General features: G+C 67.6%; 16 protein-coding genes. 15 read left to right on the forward strand and 1 reads right to left on the reverse strand.

Features of this window, described 5'->3' with window-relative positions:
- From sprA to VFQ05_15355, 13 genes are all read left to right on the forward strand, one after another.
- Positions 1–4,344: cell surface protein SprA (gene sprA, locus VFQ05_15295; protein HET9328131.1), on the forward strand; the 4,344-nt coding region annotated here is incomplete at its 5' end.
- A 4-nt stretch (positions 4,345–4,348) separates the two neighbouring features.
- Positions 4,349–5,266, forward strand: coding sequence for a M28 family peptidase (locus VFQ05_15300; GenBank protein ID HET9328132.1), 918 nt, complete (start codon positions 4,349–4,351; stop codon positions 5,264–5,266).
- A gap of 158 nt (positions 5,267–5,424) precedes the next feature.
- On the forward strand, positions 5,425–5,916 hold the full coding sequence (gene rimP / locus VFQ05_15305; protein HET9328133.1) for a ribosome maturation factor RimP: 492 nt from the start codon (positions 5,425–5,427) through the stop codon (positions 5,914–5,916).
- Positions 5,913–7,331, forward strand: coding sequence for a transcription termination factor NusA (gene nusA, locus VFQ05_15310; GenBank protein HET9328134.1), 1,419 nt, complete (start codon positions 5,913–5,915; stop codon positions 7,329–7,331). Before rimP ends, nusA begins: the two co-directional genes overlap by 4 nt.
- Positions 7,324–9,615 (forward strand): translation initiation factor IF-2, encoded by a 2,292-nt coding sequence (gene infB / locus VFQ05_15315; protein ID HET9328135.1) that lies wholly within the window; start codon positions 7,324–7,326, stop codon positions 9,613–9,615. Before nusA ends, infB begins: the two co-directional genes overlap by 8 nt.
- Before the next feature lie 36 nt (positions 9,616–9,651).
- Entirely contained in the window at positions 9,652–9,933 is a 282-nt protein-coding gene (locus tag VFQ05_15320) for a DUF503 domain-containing protein (GenBank protein ID HET9328136.1), read from the forward strand.
- On the forward strand, positions 9,930–10,304 hold the full coding sequence (rbfA, locus tag VFQ05_15325) for a 30S ribosome-binding factor RbfA (GenBank protein HET9328137.1): 375 nt from the start codon (positions 9,930–9,932) through the stop codon (positions 10,302–10,304). The genes VFQ05_15320 and rbfA overlap by 4 nt, the downstream gene beginning before the upstream one ends.
- Positions 10,301–11,302 (forward strand): tRNA pseudouridine(55) synthase TruB, encoded by a 1,002-nt coding sequence (gene truB, locus VFQ05_15330; GenBank protein HET9328138.1) that lies wholly within the window; start codon positions 10,301–10,303, stop codon positions 11,300–11,302. Before rbfA ends, truB begins: the two co-directional genes overlap by 4 nt.
- Positions 11,299–12,258: a bifunctional riboflavin kinase/FAD synthetase gene (locus VFQ05_15335; protein HET9328139.1), complete on the forward strand. Its 960-nt coding sequence runs from the start codon at positions 11,299–11,301 to the stop codon at positions 12,256–12,258. Before truB ends, VFQ05_15335 begins: the two co-directional genes overlap by 4 nt.
- A 190-nt stretch (positions 12,259–12,448) precedes the next feature.
- Positions 12,449–12,718 (forward strand): 30S ribosomal protein S15, encoded by a 270-nt coding sequence (gene rpsO, locus VFQ05_15340; GenBank protein ID HET9328140.1) that lies wholly within the window; start codon positions 12,449–12,451, stop codon positions 12,716–12,718.
- Positions 12,719–12,866: 148 nt separating this feature from the next.
- A complete protein-coding gene (locus VFQ05_15345; GenBank protein ID HET9328141.1) occupies positions 12,867–15,080 on the forward strand; it encodes a polyribonucleotide nucleotidyltransferase in 2,214 nt (737 codons plus the stop codon).
- Positions 15,077–16,456 (forward strand): pitrilysin family protein, encoded by a 1,380-nt coding sequence (locus VFQ05_15350; GenBank protein HET9328142.1) that lies wholly within the window; start codon positions 15,077–15,079, stop codon positions 16,454–16,456. The genes VFQ05_15345 and VFQ05_15350 overlap by 4 nt, the downstream gene beginning before the upstream one ends.
- A 43-nt stretch (positions 16,457–16,499) precedes the next feature.
- Positions 16,500–16,982: a DinB family protein gene (locus VFQ05_15355; protein HET9328143.1), complete on the forward strand. Its 483-nt coding sequence runs from the start codon at positions 16,500–16,502 to the stop codon at positions 16,980–16,982.
- 20 nt (positions 16,983–17,002) lie between these two features.
- Here the strand turns inward: VFQ05_15355 and VFQ05_15360 are convergent, their stop codons facing one another.
- Complete coding sequence (locus tag VFQ05_15360; protein ID HET9328144.1) at positions 17,003–18,079, reverse strand: aminotransferase class I/II-fold pyridoxal phosphate-dependent enzyme; 1,077 nt, start codon at positions 18,077–18,079, stop codon at positions 17,003–17,005.
- A 263-nt stretch (positions 18,080–18,342) separates the two neighbouring features.
- Here VFQ05_15360 and VFQ05_15365 point away from each other — a divergent pair, with 263 nt between their 5' ends.
- Together VFQ05_15365 and VFQ05_15370 are read left to right on the forward strand one after the other, a co-directional pair.
- A complete protein-coding gene (locus VFQ05_15365; GenBank protein HET9328145.1) occupies positions 18,343–19,203 on the forward strand; it encodes a DUF3108 domain-containing protein in 861 nt (286 codons plus the stop codon).
- On the forward strand, positions 19,203–20,165 hold the full coding sequence (locus VFQ05_15370) for a hypothetical protein (GenBank protein HET9328146.1): 963 nt from the start codon (positions 19,203–19,205) through the stop codon (positions 20,163–20,165). The genes VFQ05_15365 and VFQ05_15370 overlap by 1 nt, the downstream gene beginning before the upstream one ends.
- The last annotated feature ends 22 nt before the right edge of the window (positions 20,166–20,187 follow it).

Genomic DNA, 20,187 nt, shown 5'->3' on the forward strand with positions numbered 1-20,187 from the left:
ATCACGCTGGGGCGCACCAACATCATCGAAGGCTCGGACGTGGTCACGATCAACGGACAGCCGCTGGCGAGGGGCCGCGACTACAACATCGACTACGACCTCGGGCGGGTGACGCTGATCCGCCAGCTCGGACCTTCCGACAATCTCAACATCGACTACTCCTACGCGCCGCTCTTCCAGCAGGCGGGGCGCACCTTGATCGGCAACGCCTTCCGCTGGGAAGGCCGCGACAAGAGCTTCGGCGGCGCCTTCATGTACGAGAGCAAGGGCGCCCAGGACCAGCGGCCGCGACTGGGCGAGGAGCCCTCGCGGGTCATGATCGGCGACCTGAACACGGAGTGGCGTTTCAAGCCGAGCTGGGTCACCCGGCTGGTCGATCTGCTGCCCCTGGTCCGCACCTCCACACCCTCCGAGCTGAACATCCAGGCCGAGGTGGGAGGGTCCCTGCCCAACCCGAACACCAAGAACGAGATCTTCATCGACGACATGGAAGGGGTGCGCGACGCGGTCTCCCTCTCGCTCGGCCCCCAGCGCTGGACGCTCACCAGCATTCCGCTGCGGGACCCCGGGACAACCCAGCTGATCGATGATCCCGCCCTGCCCGCCTTCCAGAAGAACGTCGAGCTCCACTGGTACTCGCCGCTCAACGTGGTCCACGAGCGCGACCTCAAGCCCACGCTCGACGATGCCCAGGGGGCCCAGAACTCCCGGCAGGTTCTGGCCCTTTCGCTGCCGAGGCGACCGAAAGCATACGAGCCTCCCGTCCAGCCGCTCTGGGCGGGGCTCACCTACCTCCTGGACCCGAACGGAATCGACCTCACCCGCTCGCAGTTCATCGAGCTCTGGGTGAACGACTTCCGTGACTTTCACAACAGCCGCGGCGCGTTCCCGGTCGACCGGGTCCGCGGCAAGCACGTGAAGCTCCACATCGATCTCGGGAGGGTCTCCGAGAACCAGCAGAGGGCGCCCAACATTCCGCCCAACACACAGCTTCTCGATTCGGAGGATCGCGCGCCCTACGACGATCAGCTGGTGGTGACGGACGAAAAGAACGAGGACACCGGGCTCGACAATCGGCTGTCCCCGGAGACGGCGCTCGATTTTCCTGGATCGCTTCCCGAGACATTGGCCGTCGCCCCGAACGAAGGGCCGGATCTCACGACCGTTACGTCGTTCGACCCTGAAGGGGACGACTTCGCCCAGCCGAATACGAACTACACGGACTGGGCCCCCCGGAAGTGGCGGTACACTAATGGAACCGAGGGGAACAAGAACATCCGGCCGCTGCCGGACTCGGAGAGCCTGGAAGGCGGCCGCACGTTGGACACCAAGCAGGACTACTACGAGTACACGATCGACCTGGGGGACAGCCTCCACCGCTACCTGGTGACCGAGGTCTACAGGCCCGGTGCAAGCTACCGCGACGGTGATCCGATCCCCATCGACAACGGCTGGCGCCGTTACCGCATCCCCATCGGCGATTCGCTGCGAACGACGTTCGGCGCTCCCGACCTGCGCCTTTCGAAGCACGTTCGCCTGTGGCTCGAGGACGTCACCGAGGTCGACCCCCCGGAACTTCCCGACGACAGCGAGGGCAAGCACGACGGGCGGCCGTTCCTCGTGATCGGAGGAATCGAGATCGTCGGCAGCCGGTGGGTGGCTTCCGACCTCGACACGAAAACGCGTGAGGGCGGGACCACGATGACGCTGAACAGCGTGAACAGCGTGGACAACGCCGACGTCTACGTTCCCCCCTTCGACCCGGGGGAGACCCGGAGCGGCAATCAGGAAGTCACCCGCCGCGAGCAGTCGATGGCCATGGAGTTCACCGAGCTGGCCTTCCCGGACACGCTCGAGGCCTACAAGACCTTCTCGCTCGACGAGGACTACAGCCGCTACGGGAAGCTCGACTTCTACGCCGCGGGATTCGAGATCGACGGCCCCGGCGGTTACGACCCGGTCGGGGACGCGCTCGACTACTTCGTGCGCTTCGCGTCGGACGAGAAGGGGACCAGCTACTACGAGTACCGTTCGCGCATGCCGCCCTCGTCCTCTCCGCAGCGCATCCAGTGGCGGCGCGTCACGCTCAACCTCACGGATCTCTCGAATCTGAAGCTCAACCCGGACTTTCCGACGACCGGGGAGATTCTCTACCGGGCGCCGGGCAAGCAGCCGGGAGAGGAATACGTCATCAAGGGCCGGCCGTCCTTCACCCGGCTACGGCGCATCTCGTTCGGCGTCATCAACAACTCGGGAAAACGGTTCCAGACCGGTCAGCTCTGGCTCGACGAGCTGCGCGGCGCGGACATCGCCAAGGACCCGGGGCGCGCGCAGCGCGTCAACGTCAATGGCCGGTTCGCCAACCTGATGACGTACAACCTCGCCTGGAACGGACGCGACGAGAACTTCCAGCAGGTGGGTGAGACGCGGGGCATCGGCAGCTCCAACAATCAGCTCAGCTTCCAGACCGGATTCGAGCTCCATCGCTTCTTCGAGTCCACGCGGATCCTGCTGCCCATCAACTACAGCTTCAACAGCAGCGGATCGAAGCCCCGCTACACGGCGGGCGACGACGTGGTGAGGACGGGCCCGCTGGCCGAAGCCAGCGACACGTACTCGGAGTCGCGGACGTATTCGGCGAGCTACTCGCGCGCCTGGAGCGACCGCATCAATCCTCTGGTCAAGCTCACGCTCGCCGGGCTGAGCGGCAACATCAGCCACGCCCGGACCGACAGCCGAAACCCGGTCACGACCGACGATTCGCGGTCGACGCAGGCGCAGGTCAACTACAGCGTCGCCCCGCGCCAGATGCTCAAGGTTCCGCTGCCCCTCACCAAGGCGAGCTTCTTCCCGCTGCCCGAGCGGTTCTACTGGAACTACTCCATGCAGGAGGCGCAAGGCATCAGCTTCCAGCGGCTGCCCGACAGCAACGGCGTGCGCATTCCGCTGCGCAATGCCTCCGGTCGTCAGGCGGGGATCAACTTCGGCGCCGACATGCGCCCCTTCGACTTCTTCCACCACAGCTTCAATGCCAACCGGAATCTCCAGCTGCCCCGGCAGTTCACCGAGCGCATCGGCTCCATCAACATGGGGCGCGTGGTGAACTGGAGCCAGCAGATGGACGCCCGCTTCCAGACCCAGAGGTACGGGCCGTGGCTGAATCCGAACTTTTCGTGGAGCGCGCGCTACGGCCAGAACAACGGGCCCGAGCTGTCTCCCAGCCTGGAGGTGCGCGCGATCACCAACAGCCAGACCATGAGCGCGAGCTGGTCGCTGCCCTTCGACCAGCTGAAGTTCCCGAAGAACCAGCCACTCGCCCCGAGTCCCCCTCAGCCGCCTGGGGGCAGGGATTCGCTGGCCGCCGGGCTTTCGGGAGGAAGCCGCCCGACGAGCTCCGCGCCTCGCGGTGTCCCGTTGTGGCGCCGGTTCATGTCGAGACTCGGTCCGGTGACCACGGACGCGTCGTTCGCCTCGAACAGCGGACACTCGAGGATGCGCGGAACGCCGGACTTGTTCTACCTCATGGGATTCAAGCAGGACCCCGGTTTCTCCGACACCACCAACGCGGTTCGGGCCGACTTCGGCAACCGCAGCGACGAGCGCACCGAGTGGCGGGCAGGGGGCAATACCACGCTGGATCTGGGCTTCGGCGCCACTCTGCTCACCCGCGGGGACTATTCGGAGGTGCAGAGCAAGTCGAACGGCGTGCCCAACAAGAGCAACCGGATCCGCTTCCCCGAGCTCGATTTCAATTACGGCCGCGTTCCCGACTTGATCGGCCTCAAGACATTCCTGGTGAACCCGCGGCTCAAGACGGCGTACAGTCGCTCGCAGGTGATCGACTTCGCGAACAGCGATCAGCCTACGAACGTGTCTTCGAGCAGCCAGTGGCAGCCGCTGATCGAGGTCGCAGGCGATCTGAAGAACGGGACTCGCGCGCTCGTGCGCATCGAACGCCGGATCACGCAGACCGAGAACCGCCTCATCGGGCACTCGATACAAACCGACCGCAACACCAACTTGAACTTCAGTCTCAATCGCGCGTACTCGAAGGGGCAGAAGGTGTCGATCCTCGGCAAGGAGACCACGGTGCGGAGCAACGTGAACCTCGGCCTTTCCGGGGCCTATGAGCGGCAGTCGGGCGAGACGAAGCAGGACGGACAGGTTGGCGTGCAGAACCAGGTCTCCCGCGACCGCGTCTCGATCAACGCGCAGGGCGGCTACTCCTTCAGCAACAACCTCACGGGGAACCTCGAGCTCGGCTTCGGGCAGAATCGAAATCTGGTGATCGGGCAGGTCACCCGCAGCGTGCGCGTCGAGCTGCGAGCGCAATTCACCTTCTAGACGCATGCGGCCGCGCGGGCGCTGGGCGTGGGTCCTGACGCTCGCCGTCCTGCCCTCGGCCTGCGCCGACGCCGACTTCCCGGTCGATGGTGCGCGCGCCCATCGTCGCGTGGTGTTCCAGGTGGATGCCGGTCCGCGCATCCCCGGGACTCCAGGGCACCGCGCCGTGCGTCAGTGGATCGCCGCCGAGCTCGCCCGTCTTGGCGGCCAGGTGCGGCTCCAGACCTTCGTCGACTCCACGCTCGGCGCTCCGGAGTCGCTCACCAACCTGATCGGCCGCTGGGAACCGAAGCGCGGCGCCGATCGTCCGCCGCTGGTCCTGTGCGCGCATTACGACACCCGCCACATCGCCGACCAGGATCCCGACAGCGCGCGGCGAGGCATGCCGGTTCCGGGCGCCAACGACGGCGGATCCGGCGTCGCGGTGCTCCTCGAAGTCGCGGAGCTGCTGGCGAAGCGACCCCCGCCGCGGACCATCGAGCTGGTGTTCTTCGACGGCGAAGACCAGGGCCGGACCAGCCAGGCCGAGACGTACTCGCGCGGCGCGCGCGGTTACGCGGCGCGACTGGAAACCAAGCCACGCGCCGCCGTCCTCTTCGACATGGTCGGCGACCGCGATCTGGCCATCCATCCCGAGATCAATTCGGTCGAGCGCGCGGCGAGCCTGGCGTCGTTGGTGGTGACCGCCGCCCGCGCGGTGCGCGCGCAGCACTTCTTCGACGAGCCGCGCTATCACATGACCGACGACCACATCCCGCTCCTGGATGCCGGGATCCCGGCGGTCGACGTCATCGACTTCGATTATCCCGCCTGGCACACCACCCAGGATCTTCCCGATCAAGTCGCGCCGGAGAGCCTGGCCGAGGTCGCCCGCGTGGCGGCCTGGCTGGTCTACCAGAGCCCGCTCGCCAAAGCCCCATAGGGCGCTGTTTCCCGCGCAGGAGTAGGGTTTCCGGCACGTCCTTTCCCGGCGGGCCGGGGGGGATAGCGCTTGCCCGAATTGGACCCCTCCGTTAATGTGCCGGGTTGGAGTGGGGTTGCTGCGACCACTCCGTTTTTGTCTTTTCCGGGGAGTGTCGAGTGGAAGTACGGGAAGAGGTGCGCCAGCTCGCGCATACGCTGGCCGAGGAAGAAGGCTACGAGTTGGTCGACGTCGAGTTGCTGGTGCTGGGAGGGCGGCGCGTGGTTCGAGTGCTGCTCGACCGCCCGGGAGGCGTGCGCGTCTCCGACTGCGCGGCCTTCAGCCGGAGGCTCTCGGATTGTCTCGATATGAACCAGACAGTCCAGGGCCGCTACTCGCTCGAGGTCAGCTCACCCGGCATCGACCGGCCGTTGACGTCGCTGGAGAGCGTCGCCCGATTCGTCGGGCAGCGAGCGGCCTTCACCACCTATGAGGCGGTGGAAGGCCGGAGGCACTACGAAGGTCAGATCCTCGGTCCCGAAGGCGCGCGGGCCGGTCTCAGGACCGACGACGGTCAGGAACACTGGTTCGAGTGGAGCCAGCTGAAGGACGCCCATCTGGTGGTGGATCCGTGGGCGGAAGCGAAGCAACGAACGGGAGAGCGGCGATGAACTACGAGATTCTCGATGCGCTGAGCCAGATCACGCGCGAGAAGAGCGTGGACCGCGCCCTCCTGGTGGAGACGCTGGAGCAGGGGCTGGCCTCGGCCGTGCGCAAGAAGCACGGCGCGACGGCGGACGTCGAAGTCAAGTTCGCGAACGACACCGGCTCGATCTCGGTGGCGCTGCGCAAGACCGTGGTCGAGACCATCGAGGATTCGGCATTGCAGCTGACCGTCGAGCAGGCCAGGACGTTCAAGCCGGACGCGCGCGTGGGCGACATCCTGACCTTCCCGCTCTCGATCGCGGAGTTCGGACGCAATGCCATCCAGACCGCGAAGCAGGTGCTCATCCAGCGGGTGCGCGAAGCCGAGCGGGAGCGTGTCTACAAGGAGTACGCGGACAAGATCGGCATCCTGGTGCGCGGCGTGGTCCAGCAGGTCGATCGCGGCAACGTCATCGTCAAGCTCGATCACTCGGAGGGCTTCCTGCCGGCGCGGGAGCAGATCCCGCGCTCGTATCACCGCCAGGGCGATTACGTCCGCGCGGTGGTGATCGCGGTCGACAAGTCGGCGAAGGGCCCGCAGGTGATCCTGTCGCGCACGCATCCCGATTTCCTGCGCCGGCTCTTCGAGAGCGAGGTGCCGGAGATCGCCGAGAGCATCGTCGAGATCAAGGCGGTGGCGAGGGAAGCCGGGTTCCGCTCGAAGATCTCGGTGTACTCGACCGACCCGCGGGTCGACGCGGTGGGCTCGTGCGTCGGTCTCAAGGGCTCGCGCGTGCAGAGCATCGTGCGGGAGCTGGGCGGCGAGCGCATCGACATCGTGCCCTGGTCGCAGGATCCCACGGTGTTCGTGTCGCGCGCGCTGTCGCCCGCCAAGGTCATGGACGTCAAGGTGCACGACGAGGACAAGCGCATGCTGGTGGTGGTCGCCGACGACCAGCTCTCGCTGGCGATCGGCAAGGGCGGCCAGAACGCGCGCCTCGCCGCGCGGCTGACCGGGTGGAAGATCGACCTGGTCTCCAAGTCCGACCAGAAGAAGCGCGAGGAGATCCAGAAGTCGACGCGCGTCGAGGTCGAGAAGCTCGAGCTCGGCGAAGCCACCACCGAGAAGCTCATCAGCGCCGGCATCGAGACGGTGCAGGAGCTGGTCGCGGCTTCGCTGCAGCACCTGACCGAGATTCCGGGCATCGGCGAGAAGACGGCGGAGCGCATCCTGGCCGCCGGTCACGAATATCTGGCGGCCCATCCCGTGGCGCCGCCGGCGGCGGAGCTCGAGTTCACACCCGAGATGGAGGCTCAAGCGGCCCCTGCCGAGACGGAGGCCGAGGCCGACCGTCCGGTGGAGAGCGCGAGCCCCGCCGAAGACGGCGCGGCGCCGGTGGCGACCCCTGCCGAGGAACAGGAAGGGGAAGTCCGTGGCTAAAACTCCCGAGGTCAAGCGGCCGCGCGTCTACGAGGTGGCGAAGGATCTCGGCATGTCCAGCGAGGCGGTGCTGCAGATCGTTCGCCGGCTGGGCGCCGAAGTGAAGAACCACATGAGCACCGTGGCGGTCGAGATCGTCGAGAAGGTGAAGGGCGAGATCTCGCAGAAGGCCGCCGTGGTCAAGGAAGAACAGGCCCGCAAGCACGAGCTGGAGCTGCAGCGGGCGCGCGAAGAGCGTGCACGCGTCGCGGCCGCCGTGGCCGCGGCGCCCGCGCCACCGGCCGGCCAGGCTCAGACGTCGACGCCGGCGCGGCCCGCGACCCCGTCGCGTCCCACGCCGAGCGGGCCTTCGGGCTTCGATCGCGGTCGCGGTCCGCGCCGTCGCGACCGCAAGAAGAAGAAGGCGGTGGACGAACGGCTGGTGAGCGAGAGCGTTCGCAAGACGCTCGCGAGCCTCGACGCCTCTTCCACGCGCCGGCGGCATCGCCGTCGCGAGGACGAGAGCGGAGACGTCGCGCTCGAGGAAGTGAAGGTCATTCACCCCACCGAGTTCATCACGGTGGCGGAGCTGGCCAATCTCATGGAAGTGCGACCGCAGGAGGTCATCGCCACCTGCATGCGGCTCGGGCTCATGGCCACCATCAACATGCGGCTCGACAAGGACTCGATCCAGACGGTGGCCGACGAGTTCGGCTTCGGGGTCGAATTCGCGGCCGAGTACGGCGAGCAGGACGGCGCCGAGGAGCCCGAGGAGTCCTCGGAAACCCGGGTGTCGCGAGCGCCCGTGGTCACGGTCATGGGACACGTCGATCACGGCAAGACCTCGCTGCTCGACTACATTCGCAAGACCAACGTCATCGCCGGAGAGGCGGGCGGCATCACCCAGCACATCGGCGCCTACGACGTGGAGCTGCCGAACGGCCGCAAGATCTGCTTCCTCGACACGCCCGGCCACGAGGCCTTCACCGCCATGCGAGCCCGCGGCGCTCAGGTCACCGACATCGTGGTGCTGGTGGTGGCGGCGGACGACCGGGTCATGCCGCAGACCGTCGAAGCCATCGACCACGCCAAGGCCGCCACCGTGCCGATCGTGGTCGCGATCAACAAGATCGATCTTCCCGCTGCGCGGCCGGACCTCGTCAAGCAGGAGCTGGCGTCCCACGGCGTGGTGGTCGAGGAGTACGGCGGCAAGGCGGTGTGCGTCGAGATCTCGGCCAAGAAGGGCACCAACATGGACCGGCTGCTCGAGATGATCCTGCTCGAGGCCGAGCTGCTCGATCTCAAGGCCGATCCCTCGCGCCGCGCCAAGGGCGTGGTGCTCGAGGCGCGGGTCGAGCAGGGGCGGGGCATCGTGGTCAGCCTGCTGGTCCAGAACGGCTCGCTGCGGGTCGGCGATCCGTTCGTGGCCGGCAAGAACTCGGGGCGCGTGCGGGCCATGTTCGACGAGCGTGGCCACGCCGTGAAGGCCGCAGGACCGTCCACGCCGGTCGAGGTGCTCGGCTGGAGCGGCACGCCGGCGGCGGGCGATCTCTTCAGCTCCTTCCAGGACGAGCGCGAGGCGCGCGACATCGCGGCCAAGCGTCAGGCGCTCCACCGCGAGTCGGAGTTCCGTGCGCAGAAGGCGATCTCGCTGGTCGACATCCGCAGCCAGATCACGCAGGGCCAGGTCAGCGAGCTCAATCTCATCATCAAGGGCGACGTCGACGGCTCGGTCGAGGCGCTCTCGGAGTCGCTCACGCGGCTCGGCACCAGCGAGGTGGCGGTGCGCGTGATCCGGCAGGCGGTCGGTCAGATCACCGAGTCCGACGTGCTGCTGGCGGCCGCCTCGGGAGCCATCGTCGTGGGCTTCCACGTCAAGCCCGATGCCAAGGCACGCGATCTCGCGGTTCGCGAGAGCGTCGAGATCCGTCTCTACGACATCATCTACAAGGCGGTGGAAGACGTGAAGCTGGCGCTCGAAGGCATGCTCAAGCCCGAGCAGCGCGAGGTCGTGCTGGGCGCCGCCGAAGTTCGGCAGGTCTTCAAGCTCTCCAAGGGGGGGGCGATCGCCGGATGCATGGTGACCAACGGGTCCATCCCGCGCACCGCGAAGGTCCGCCTGATGCGCGAAGGCGAAGCGGTGTGGACCGGCAGGATCGGCTCACTGCGGCGGTTCAAGGACGACGTCAAAGAGGTCACCAGCGGGTTCGAGTGCGGCATCGGACTCGATGGGACGGGGGATCTCCGCGAAGGCGACGTCATCGAGGCATTCACCGTCGAGGAGCACGCCCGCAGTCTCTCGTAGAGACCCTAGAGGCCCCCAGGGTCCAGGCTGGCATCGATGTTCGTAGGGATCGTTCGCATCGAGCTGCACATTCCCGCAGCCACTTCGCTCAAGGACAAGCGCTCGGTCGTGCGATCCCTCAAGGAGCGTATCCGCCAGCGCGCCCAGGCCTCGGTGGCCGAGGTCGACTACCACGACCTGTGGCAGCGGGCCGCCCTTGGAGTCGCCGTGGTGTCGGGCGAATCACGGCAGATTGACGAGCTCCTCCAGGTGGTGCGTAACCTCGTCGAGGGGACGTTCGAGGCCCAGCTGCTCGACTGGCAGGAGAATCGCTCATGAGGGTGCGGCCGGAAAGGGTCGCCGAGCGCATCAAGCGCGAAGCGGCCGACATCCTGGAGAACCAGGTCCGAGACCCCCGAGTCTCGGGCATGGTGAGCGTCACCGACGTGGAGGTGACGCCGGATCTTTCGTACGCGCGCATCTACGTCAGCGTGCTGGCGTCGAGCACGCCGGTGGAGGACGTGCTGCGCGCGCTCCAGACCGCGGCGCCATTCGTGCGGCGGCAGCTCGCTCCGCGGCTGGAGCTGCGCGAGGTGCCGCAGATCCGTTTTCTGCACGACGACTCGATCGAGCGTGGGGCCCGCGTCGACGAGCTGCTCCGCAAGATCGCCGAGGGCAAGCCGATCGACGAGGACGAGGAACGATCGTGAGCGGCGCTCTCGTGCCGCCCTTCGTCGGATTGCTGGCGCTGGACAAGCCGCCCGGTCCGACCTCGCACGACGTGGTGGTCAAGGTGCGCCGGCGCCTGAAGAGTCCCGGGGCGGGTCATCTCGGCACGCTCGATCCGGGCGCCGGGGGTTTGCTGCTGGTCGCGCTCGGCGCGGCGACCCGCGCCATTCCCGTCTGGCAGGGGGGCGAGAAGACGTACGAGGGCGTCGCGTCCTTCGGGGTGATCACCTCCAGCCAGGACGCCGAAGGCGAGGTGCTCGAGTGGCGCTCCACCATGGCACTGGATGAGAGCCGGCTGCGCGAGGCTTCCCTTGCGTTCGTCGGCGAGCTCGAGCAGGTGCCTCCCATGGTGTCGGCGCTCAAGGTCCGCGGCGAGCGGCTCCACCGCCTGGCGCGCAGGGGGCTCGACGTCGAGCGCGCGCCTCGGCGCGTGCGCGTGCTCCAGTGGGAGTGGCTTTCGATATCGCTTCCCGAAGCCGCCTTCCGCATTCGCTGCTCGGGAGGCACCTACATCCGGACCCTGATCCACGATCTCGGTCAGGCGCTCGGCCCCGGCGCCATCCTCACCCGGCTGCGGAGGACTCGCAGCGAGCCCTTTGGAATCGAGCGCTCGGCGACGGTCGAGGATCTCGATCGCCTGACTCCCGCCGAAGTCATCGCGAAGGGAGGAATCCCGCTCGACGAGGCGCTGCGCATTCTCCCTTCGGTGGAGCTCGACGAGCCCGCGGCATTCGAGGCCGGCATGGGAGGACGTCCCCTGGTGGATCCGGGGCAGGCCCCGGTGGGCGGAGGAGAGCGATCGGTGGTGCTGCGCGACGAATCCGGAAAGGCGCTGGCGCTCGGCGAGCTGACCGCGTCGGATTCGGCCGATCGAGCGTACGTCTGTCCGCACGTGGTCTTCCCCTGGGCGGTGCGCACCGGACGGCGCGTGCGGCACGAAGGCGTTCCCTGGGAGGCCTTGTCGGAGCCACGCGGATGAGCGGAGGCGGTGCGCGCTTCCAGGGTCCGCGTGTGGGTGAGGGGCCGGCGGTGGTGGCGATCGGTGTGTTCGACGGGCTCCATCTCGGCCATCGCGCCATCCTCGAACGTGCGCTCGCGCGCGGAAGCGAGAGCCATGCGCGCTGCGTGGTGGTCAGCTTCGACCCGCATCCCGAGGTCGTGCTCCGGCCGGGCAGCTTCCGCTGGGTGGCGCCGCTCACGCCGCTCCAGGAAAAGCGGGAGCGGCTGCTGGCGATGGGCGTCGATGAGCTCCACGTGATCCCATTCACCCGCGAGCTGGCGGGTCTCGAGCCCGAGCAGTTCGTGCGCGAGCACTTGCTGGCGCCGTTTCATCCCGTGGCTCTGGTGGTCGGACGCGATTTCGCCCTGGGCCGTGGACGCTCGGGGAACGTGCAGCGTCTGACCGAGATCTGCCGCGAGATGGGCTTCGAGGTCGACCCGGTCCCATTGCTCGAGCTGGATGGCGGGCCGGTGAGCAGCACGCGGATCCGCGAGCTCCTCGCGGCGGGACGCGTCGGCGAGGCATCGCGTCTGCTGGGACGGCGCTACACGCTCGCCGGCACGGTGGTCACCGGGCACGGCATGGGGCGAACGCTCGGCTTCCCCACGGCGAACCTGCGGCTCCACGAGGAGAAGCTGGTTCCCTCCGACGGGATCTACGCGGTATGGGCGCGGCTCGGGGATCGGCCGGAGCGCCACGCTGCGGCGATGAGCATCGGGGCGCGCCCCACCTTCGGAGGCCGGGAGCGGCAGCTCGAGGTCTTCGTGCTGGACTGGAGCGGGGACCTGGTCGGCGCCGAGATCGAGGTCGAATTCGTGGAGTGGCTGCGAGCGGAGAAGAAATTCGAATCGGCGGACGATCTGGTGGAAGCGATGAAGGTGGACGTGGCCGAGACGCGCCGGCGGCTGGGCGAGGTCGCAGGGCCGGTGTCCTAAGCTGCGCTCGATGTGTCGTTTAGCTCGGGCTCGATGCGCCAGGCCCTTGGTCCTGGCCCAACTGCTTCGGAGATGGTAGATTCCGTCGGCTTTGCGCACGAACGGCCATAGGTCCTATCGCTCGGCCACACGAGGGCTTGCACTCGGTGGCGGGGCAGCTTCCTACCCCAAGTCACGGGAGGCGAAGGCTGTGACGCTCTCGAAGGAGCAAAAGCAGGGCATCATCGGCAAGTTCAAGATCCATGACGCGGACTCCGGCTCGCCGGAGGTCCAGATTGCCTTGCTCACCGAGAAGATCCATTACTTGACCGAGCACTTCAAAGTCCACAAGCGCGATCACGCCTCTCGGCGTGGACTGTTGCGCATGGTCGGCCAGCGGCGCCGACTGCTGGACTACCTCCGCGCGACGCGGGTCGACCGCTATCGCAAGGTGGTCAAAGACCTAGGTCTCCGCCGCTAGAAGCACGCAACGACGAAGCGCCCCGCCCGGGGCGCTCGGAAGGTCCGCGGATCGGCCGCGGAAGGCCCACGGGGATCGCTTTGTTCCCGGCGGGGCCGACATTTACGTCCGGCGCGCGCCGGACGTGACAGGCGAGAGGGCGAGAAACCTGATGGAACAGTCCGTATCCGTAGACCTCGGCGGCAAGTCCCTGACGATCAGCACCGGCCGGATGGCCAAGCTGGCGGGAGGATCCGCCGTCGTGCAGCTCGGTGGAACCGTTGTCCTGGTGGCGTCCAGCGCGTCCAAGATCGCGAGCCCCAACCGGGACTTCGTGCCGCTCACCGTCGACTACCGTGAGCGCACCTATGCCGCCGGCAAGATCCCCGGCGGCTTTTTCAAGCGCGAAGGCCGTCCCACCGAAAAAGAGGTCCTGAGCTCGCGGCTCAGCGACCGTCCCATTCGGCCGCTGTTCAGCAAGCAGTTCCCCTACGAGACGCAGATCATGGCGACGGTGATGTCGTCGGATCAGGAGAACGACTCCGACGTCCTGGCTCTGATCGGCGCCTCGGCCTCGCTCAACCTCTCGGACATCCCGTTCCCCGAGCCGGTGGGTGGCGTGCGCGTGGGGCGGGTCGAGGGGGAGCTCGTCGTGATGCCGACGTTCGAGCAGCTCGACCAGAGCGACATGGACGTGGTGGTGGCGGGAACCGCCGACAACATCATCATGGTGGAAGGCGGCACTCGCGAGGTGAGCGAGGCCGACATGATCGCGGCGCTCGAGTTCGCGCATGGTCACATCCGGCGCCTCGTCGAGGCCCAGCGGGAGCTGATGGGCAAGTCCGGCAAGCCGAAGCGGCCGCTGATGCCGCCCGCCGACACGAGCGAGCTCCAGCGCGCGCTCGAAGAGGGGTATCGCGATCGCCTGCGCCAGGCCATCCGGATTCCCGGCAAGGAGCAGCGCCAGGAAGAGGTGGACCGCATCGGGACCGAGGCCGGCGAATCGCTCAGGGAGCGCTTCGTCGATCTCGCGGCCTACATTCCCAAGATCCTCCACGACATCGAGCGTGACGAGCTGCGGCGCATGGTGCTGCGCGAGAAGCGGCGGGCCGATGGACGTGGGCCCGACGACATCCGCAAGGTGACGGTCGAAGTTGGCGTGCTGCCGCGCACGCACGGCTCCTGCCTCTTCACCCGTGGCGAAACCCAGGCCCTGGCGGTCTGCACGCTCGGTACCAAGAGCGACGAGCAGCGCGTCGAGGAGCTGGAAGGGCAGTCGTGGAAGTCGTACATGCTCCACTACAACTTCCCGCCGTTCAGCGTCGGCGAGGTGCGGCCGATCCGCGGCCCGGGACGGCGCGAGATCGGACATGGAGCGCTGGCGGAGCGTGCGATCGAGCCGGTGATCCCCGCCGATACCCACTTCCCGTACACCATTCGTCTGGTGAGCGACATCCTCGAATCCAACGGCAGCTCGTCGATGGCCACGGTCTGCGGCTCGGCGATGGCCCTGATGGATGCCGGGGTGCCGATCAAGGCGCCCGTGGCGGGCATCGCCATGGGGCTCATCAAGGAAGGGGACGACATCGAGGTGCTCACCGACATCCTGGGCGTCGAGGACCATCTCGGCGACATGGATTTCAAGGTGACCGGCACGCGGGAAGGCGTCACCGCGTTCCAGATGGACACCAAGATCGGCGGCATCTCCTTCGATGTGCTGCGCAGCGCGTTGGAGCGCGCCAAGAACGGCCGCTTCCACATCCTCGACATCATGGAGCGCACGCTGGCTCAGCCGCGCGAGGAGATGTCGCCGTTTGCGCCGCGCATCACCATCCTGCACATCCATCCGGACAAGATCCGCGAGGTCATCGGACCGGGTGGGAAGATCATCAAGCGGATCACCGAGGAAACCGGCGCCCAGATCGACATCGAGGACTCGGGCGAAGTGCGGATCGCGGCGATCAGCCACGAGTCCAGCCGGCGCGCGGAAGAGTTCATCCGTAACATCACCGAGGATCCCGAGGTCGGCAAGGTCTACCAGGGCAAAGTGCGCAGCGTGGTGACCTTCGGCGCGTTCGTCGAGATCGTGCCGGGGCGCGACGGTCTGCTCCACATCTCCGAGATCGACCACTACCGCGTGGCTCGCACCGAGGACGTCCTCAACCTCGGGGACACGGTGATGGTCAAGGTGATCGGCGTGGATCGCGATGGGAAGATCAAGCTGTCGCGCAAAGCGCTGCTGCCCGAGCCCGAAGGGGCGGCCGCCATGGCGGGCGCCGGCGCATCGGGCGGAGGGCACCGCGAACGCGACCGGGACCGGGACCGGGGAGGAAGAGACCGCGATCGCGGCGGTCGGGACCGCGACCGCGGCCGGAGGCGGTGAGCCGTCGCAGGACGTTCGTCGTGAGGCGGGCTTCGCCCGCCGCACGGCGAGCGGTGATCCAGGAGCCCATCGCCCCCGGGAGGCAGCGCACCGTGAATGAAGCCTCCTATCGGAAGTCGGTGCTTGGAAGCGGCATCACGCTGCTGACCGAGAGGCTCGAAGACCGCGACTCGGTCGCGGTCGGCGTGTGGCTGCGCAGCGGCGCGCGCGACGAGCCCGGCGACCGGCTCGGCATCACCCATTTCATCGAGCACATGATGTTCAAGGGCACCGAGCGCCGCGATGCTCGCGCCATCGCGGGCAGCCTGGAGTCGATCGGCGGTCATCTCGATGCCTTCACCGCCCGCGAGCAGGTGTGCTACTACGCCCGCGCGCTGGCCGAGCATCTGCCGGCGGTGATGGACGTCCTGGCGGACATCGTCTGCCGTTCCCGCATGACGCCCACCGATGTCTCGCGAGAGCAGTCCGTGGTGCGTGAGGAGATCCTCGCGTACGAGGACAATCCCGAGGAGAAGGTGGGAGACCTGCTCTCCGAGCAGGTCTGGGGCGATCACCCGCTCGGGCGTCCGATTCTGGGCACCAATGAAACCGTCTCCGCGCTGACCTCGGAGCTGCTCCGCGATTACTTCCGCCGGCGCTACCGCCCCGAGCATCTGGTGATCGCCGCGGTCGGCGATCTCGACCATGCGGCGCTCTCGGACCTGGTCGAGACGCACTTCATGCCGCCGGACGGCGAGCCGCTCGAGCTGGGCGCCGGGCCCCCGGCCTTCCAGCCCACGGTGCGCCATGTGGAGCGCCGCGATCTGCAGCAGCTCTATGTCTCGCTGGCGACGCGCGCCGTGCCCGACATCCACCCGGATCGTTACCCGCTGGTGGTGCTCACCACGCTGCTCGGAGGCGGAATGAGCTCGCGCCTCTTCCAGAGTGTCCGCGAGGAAGCGGGGCTCGCCTACTCGGTGTTCGCGGCGCAGGACTTCTACCGCGATTCCGGCATGCTCTCGATCCACATGGGTGTGTCGCCGGAGCGCGGTCGCGAAGCGCTGGCTCGCACGCGGAAGGAGCTCGAGACGCTCCGCGATCAGGGGGCCGATGCCGAGGAAGTCGAAGCCGCAAAGCAGCAGATCCGCGGGGGCGTGCTCATGGAGCACGAAGGCGTGTCCGCGCGCATGGTGCACCTGGCCCACGAAGAGATCTACCGGGGCACCTACACGGCGCCCGAGGAGCTGGTCTCACGCGTGATGGCCGTGACCGTGGACCAGGTCGCGGACGTGGCGCGGCGCTATCTGGAGCCGTCGCGGTTCGCGCTCACCGTGCTCGGCCCTGCGCCGGATGGAACACCGCTCTCGACCCGCGACTGGCCGGTCGAGACATCCTGAGGCACCCGTCGATCTCACCGATTGGAACGAGGAGGAAGCACCGATGAGCCGTCGAGCCGAGGATCTGGCGCAGCGAATCGAGCTGGGAGCCCAGACGCTCGCCACCTTCGCGGAGCAGCTGTCCGACCAGGAATGGCGGACGATGGTGCCGCAGGATGGACGCCCGGTGGGCGTGGTGGTGCATCACGTCGCCAACATGTACGACATCGAGATCGACCTCGCGATGAAGATCGCGGCAGGCGAAGGCGTCCGCGGCGTGACCTGGGGCGCGGTCTCGGAGCTCAATGCCAAGCATCATGGCGACAACGTCGCGGTGTCGAAGCAGGAGGCCCTCGCCCTGCTGAAGCAGAAGTCGAAGAGTGCCGCCGACGCGGTGCGCAAGCTCACCGATCAGGATCTCGATCGCGCGGCTCCGGTCTCGCTCAACGCGGACGCGCCGTTGACGACGCAGTTCTTCATCGAGGACCACGCCCTCCGGCACAGCTTCCATCACCTGGCGAAGATCAAGGCCGCCCTCGGCAAGTAGAGGTATCCGGGCGATAGGGGCTAGTACTTCAGCCCGGCCTTGGCCATCCGCTCGCCGGCTTCGCGCAGGCGCGCTTCGCTGTCGCAGAGGGCGATGCGCACGAAGCCCTCGCCGGAGCGGCCGAACCCGGAGCCCGGCGCGACCGCCACGTCGGTCCTGTCGAGCAGCTCGCGAGTGAACTCCACAGAGCTTCCCGCGGCGCGCGGGATCGGGAGCCATACATAGAGCGTGGCGCGAGGCGGCTCGACCGGGTAGCCGAGCGGGCGGATCGCGTCGAGGAACGCGTCGCGCCGGGCCCGGTAGATCTCCGCGGCGTAGGCTGGATAGTCCTGCGGACCGCTCAGCACCGCCAGCGCGGCCCGCTGGATGGCCATGAACACGCCGTAGTCCATGTTGGACTTGAGGCGCACGATGCGCTGCAGCGCCTCGCGGTTGCCGGCCGCCAGCCCGACACGCCATCCTTGCATCGAGTAGGACTTGGAGAAGGAATGGAACTCCACCGTGCGCTCGCGCTCCCGGTCGAACTCGAGGAACGAGCGCGCCCGGTAGGAGGGGTCGAGCGAGAGGTCGCAGTAAGCGATGTCGGAAATGACGAACAGGTCGAAATCTCGGGCGAACTGGAGCAGGTCCTGGTAGAACGCCGCAGTCTCGGTGGCAGCCGTCGGATTGTTGGGGAAGTTGATCGAGATCACCTTGGCCCGGCGAGCCTCGTCGGTCGGAATGGCCGAGAGATCCGGGAGCATGCCGTGCGCGGGATCGAGCGGCACCTCCACGACTCGCACCTGCGCGATGGCGGCCTGCCCCAGGTACGCGGGATAGCACGGCGTGCACAGGAGCAGCGTGTCCCCGGGATCGAAGTGGGCGAGGAAGAACTTGGCGATGCCTTCCTTGGAGCCGACGAGCGCCAGGGCTTCGCTCACCGGATCGAGCGTGACGCCGAAGCGCCGCTGATACCATTGCGCGATCCCGGCGCGGAACTCGGGGAGCCCCGCGAACGATGGATAACGATGGTTCTGAACCTGGGGGTCGTGCAGCGCGGCCTGGAGCGCCTCGATCGCGGCCTGCGGCGGACGGAGGTCAGGATTCCCAACTCCCAAGTCGATAACATCCGCACCCTGCCGAATCCTCTCGTCGCGATCCTGTAACACCTTGGCGAGGGCGTAGGTCGGCAGATTCTGGAACCGCTGGGACGGCTCAAGCGTTGGTTTGACAGGAGATTGGCTGGACGACATAGTGTCCCCGCGGCTCGTCAGGGAAGGCGGCATCGGAATTGCGTTTACCTCACCGCAGAATGTTCGACGCGAGCCATCTTAAGCCGGGAGACCGGCCTGCGCCAATCGTAGGGTTTCGCCGCGCCCTGGTGATCGCGGCTTTGCTCTTCGCGCCGCTGGCGGCGGGCCAGGACTCGGGCCAGGACTCCACCATGGCCCCCGATTCCGCGGCGGCCGTCCCGGCCGCGGTGGTTACCGCCGCGGCCACCGAAGTCCCCGATACGTTGCTGACCGCCACCGTCAAGCTGCCGGCCAAGGGCAAGAAGGAAGTGCTGCCGTCGGAGCCGCGCGCGGTGCGCCGCGGAGAGTCGCTGCGCTTCTCGGTGAACTACGGGTTCATCAACGCCGGCGCCGCCTATCTGGAGGTGCCGTCGGTCAAGGACTGGAACGGCCACACCGTGTACCAGCTCGTGGCGCGCGCGGAGTCGAACCGGTTCTTCAGCGGCATCTACAAGGTCCGGAATCGGATCGAATCGTTCTGGGACTCGACCGGTCACTTCAGTCGCCGGTACGTCGAGAACCGTCGCGAGGGAAAGCACCGCGCGCAGAGCGAGATCGTGTTCGACTACGGAAAACAGCAAGCGCGCTATCACGACGGCAAGACCTTTCCGATCAAGCCCGGGGTCCAGGACGCGCTCTCGTCCTTCTACTTCACCCGCACCCAGGCGCTGCCCCTGGGCGGAAGCGTGTTCTTCGACTACCATGCCAGCCGCAAGAGCGTGCCCATGGAGGTCAAGATCCTGGGCCGCGAAAAGGTCGAGACGCCCGCCGGCAAGTTCTCGTGCGTGGTCGTCGAGCCGATTCTCAAGGCCGGCGGCATATTCAAGAACAAGGGCCGGTTGGTCATCTGGCTCACCGACGACGAGCGGCGCATGCCCGTGTTGATGAAGAGCAAGGTGATGATCGGCTCCATCAGCGCAACGCTGGTGGAGATCAAGCCCGGGGCGTGATGGGTCGGTATCGCGAGGCCGATCTTTCGCGACTCACGGTGGGATCGGTCCAGGCGCGCGCCACGCGCGTCTCGGTCTCCGATTTCGCCGCCGCTCCCGATCCCGAGGCCGCATCGCGCATGCTGGCCACCCTGCCCGACCAGCTCGGCGCTCGCGCGCTCCGAGAGGTCGTGGCGCGGATCGCCAAAGCCGTTCGCGACCGCCGCCCCGTGGTGGTGATGTGCGGGGGCCACGTCATCAAGACCGGCGTCTCGCCCTGCCTCGCGTCGTGGATGGAGCAGGGCGTGATCACGCACCTGGCGCTCAACGGCTCGGCGGCGCTCCACGATGTCGAGATCGCGCGCGTGGGCCGGACCTCCGAGGATGTCGAGGCCAACCTCCAGAGCGGCGAGTTCGGGATGGTGGACGAAACCGGCACCTTCATGAACGCGGCGATGGCCGCGGGCGCGCGCCGAGGGGAAGGGCTCGGCGAGTGCTGGGGACGGGCGCTCGAGGAGGAAGGCGCTCCGCACGCGCGCTCGAGCCTGCTGGCGACGGCGTGGCGGCGCGGGATTCCGGCGACCGTCCATGTGGCCGTCGGAACCGACACGGTCCACTTCCATCCGGCGTGCGACGGCGCTTCGCTCGGCGAGACCACGCTGCGCGACTTTCGAATCCTGGCGGCGACGCTCGCCGAAGCGCGCGGCTCGGTGACGCTCAACCTCGGCTCCGCGGTGGTGATGCCGGAGGTCTTCCTCAAGGCGCTCACCGTGGCGCGCAATCTCGGCGCCGAGCTCACCGACCTGACCACCGTCAATCTCGATCAGATCCAGCACTACCGCCCCCGGGTGAACGTCGTCGAGCGTCCGACCCAGGGGCGAGGCAGTCGCGGCTATGCCCTGACCGGACACCACGAGATCCTGGTGCCGCTGCTGGCGGGCGCGGTGCTGGCGGAGCTCGCGAACAGCCCCGTGGCCCGCTGATCCACCCCCTCTCCATGATGGA

This window comes from Candidatus Eisenbacteria bacterium (genome assembly GCA_035712145.1).
In the GTDB taxonomy this organism is placed as follows: domain Bacteria; phylum Eisenbacteria; class RBG-16-71-46; order RBG-16-71-46; family RBG-16-71-46; genus DASTBI01.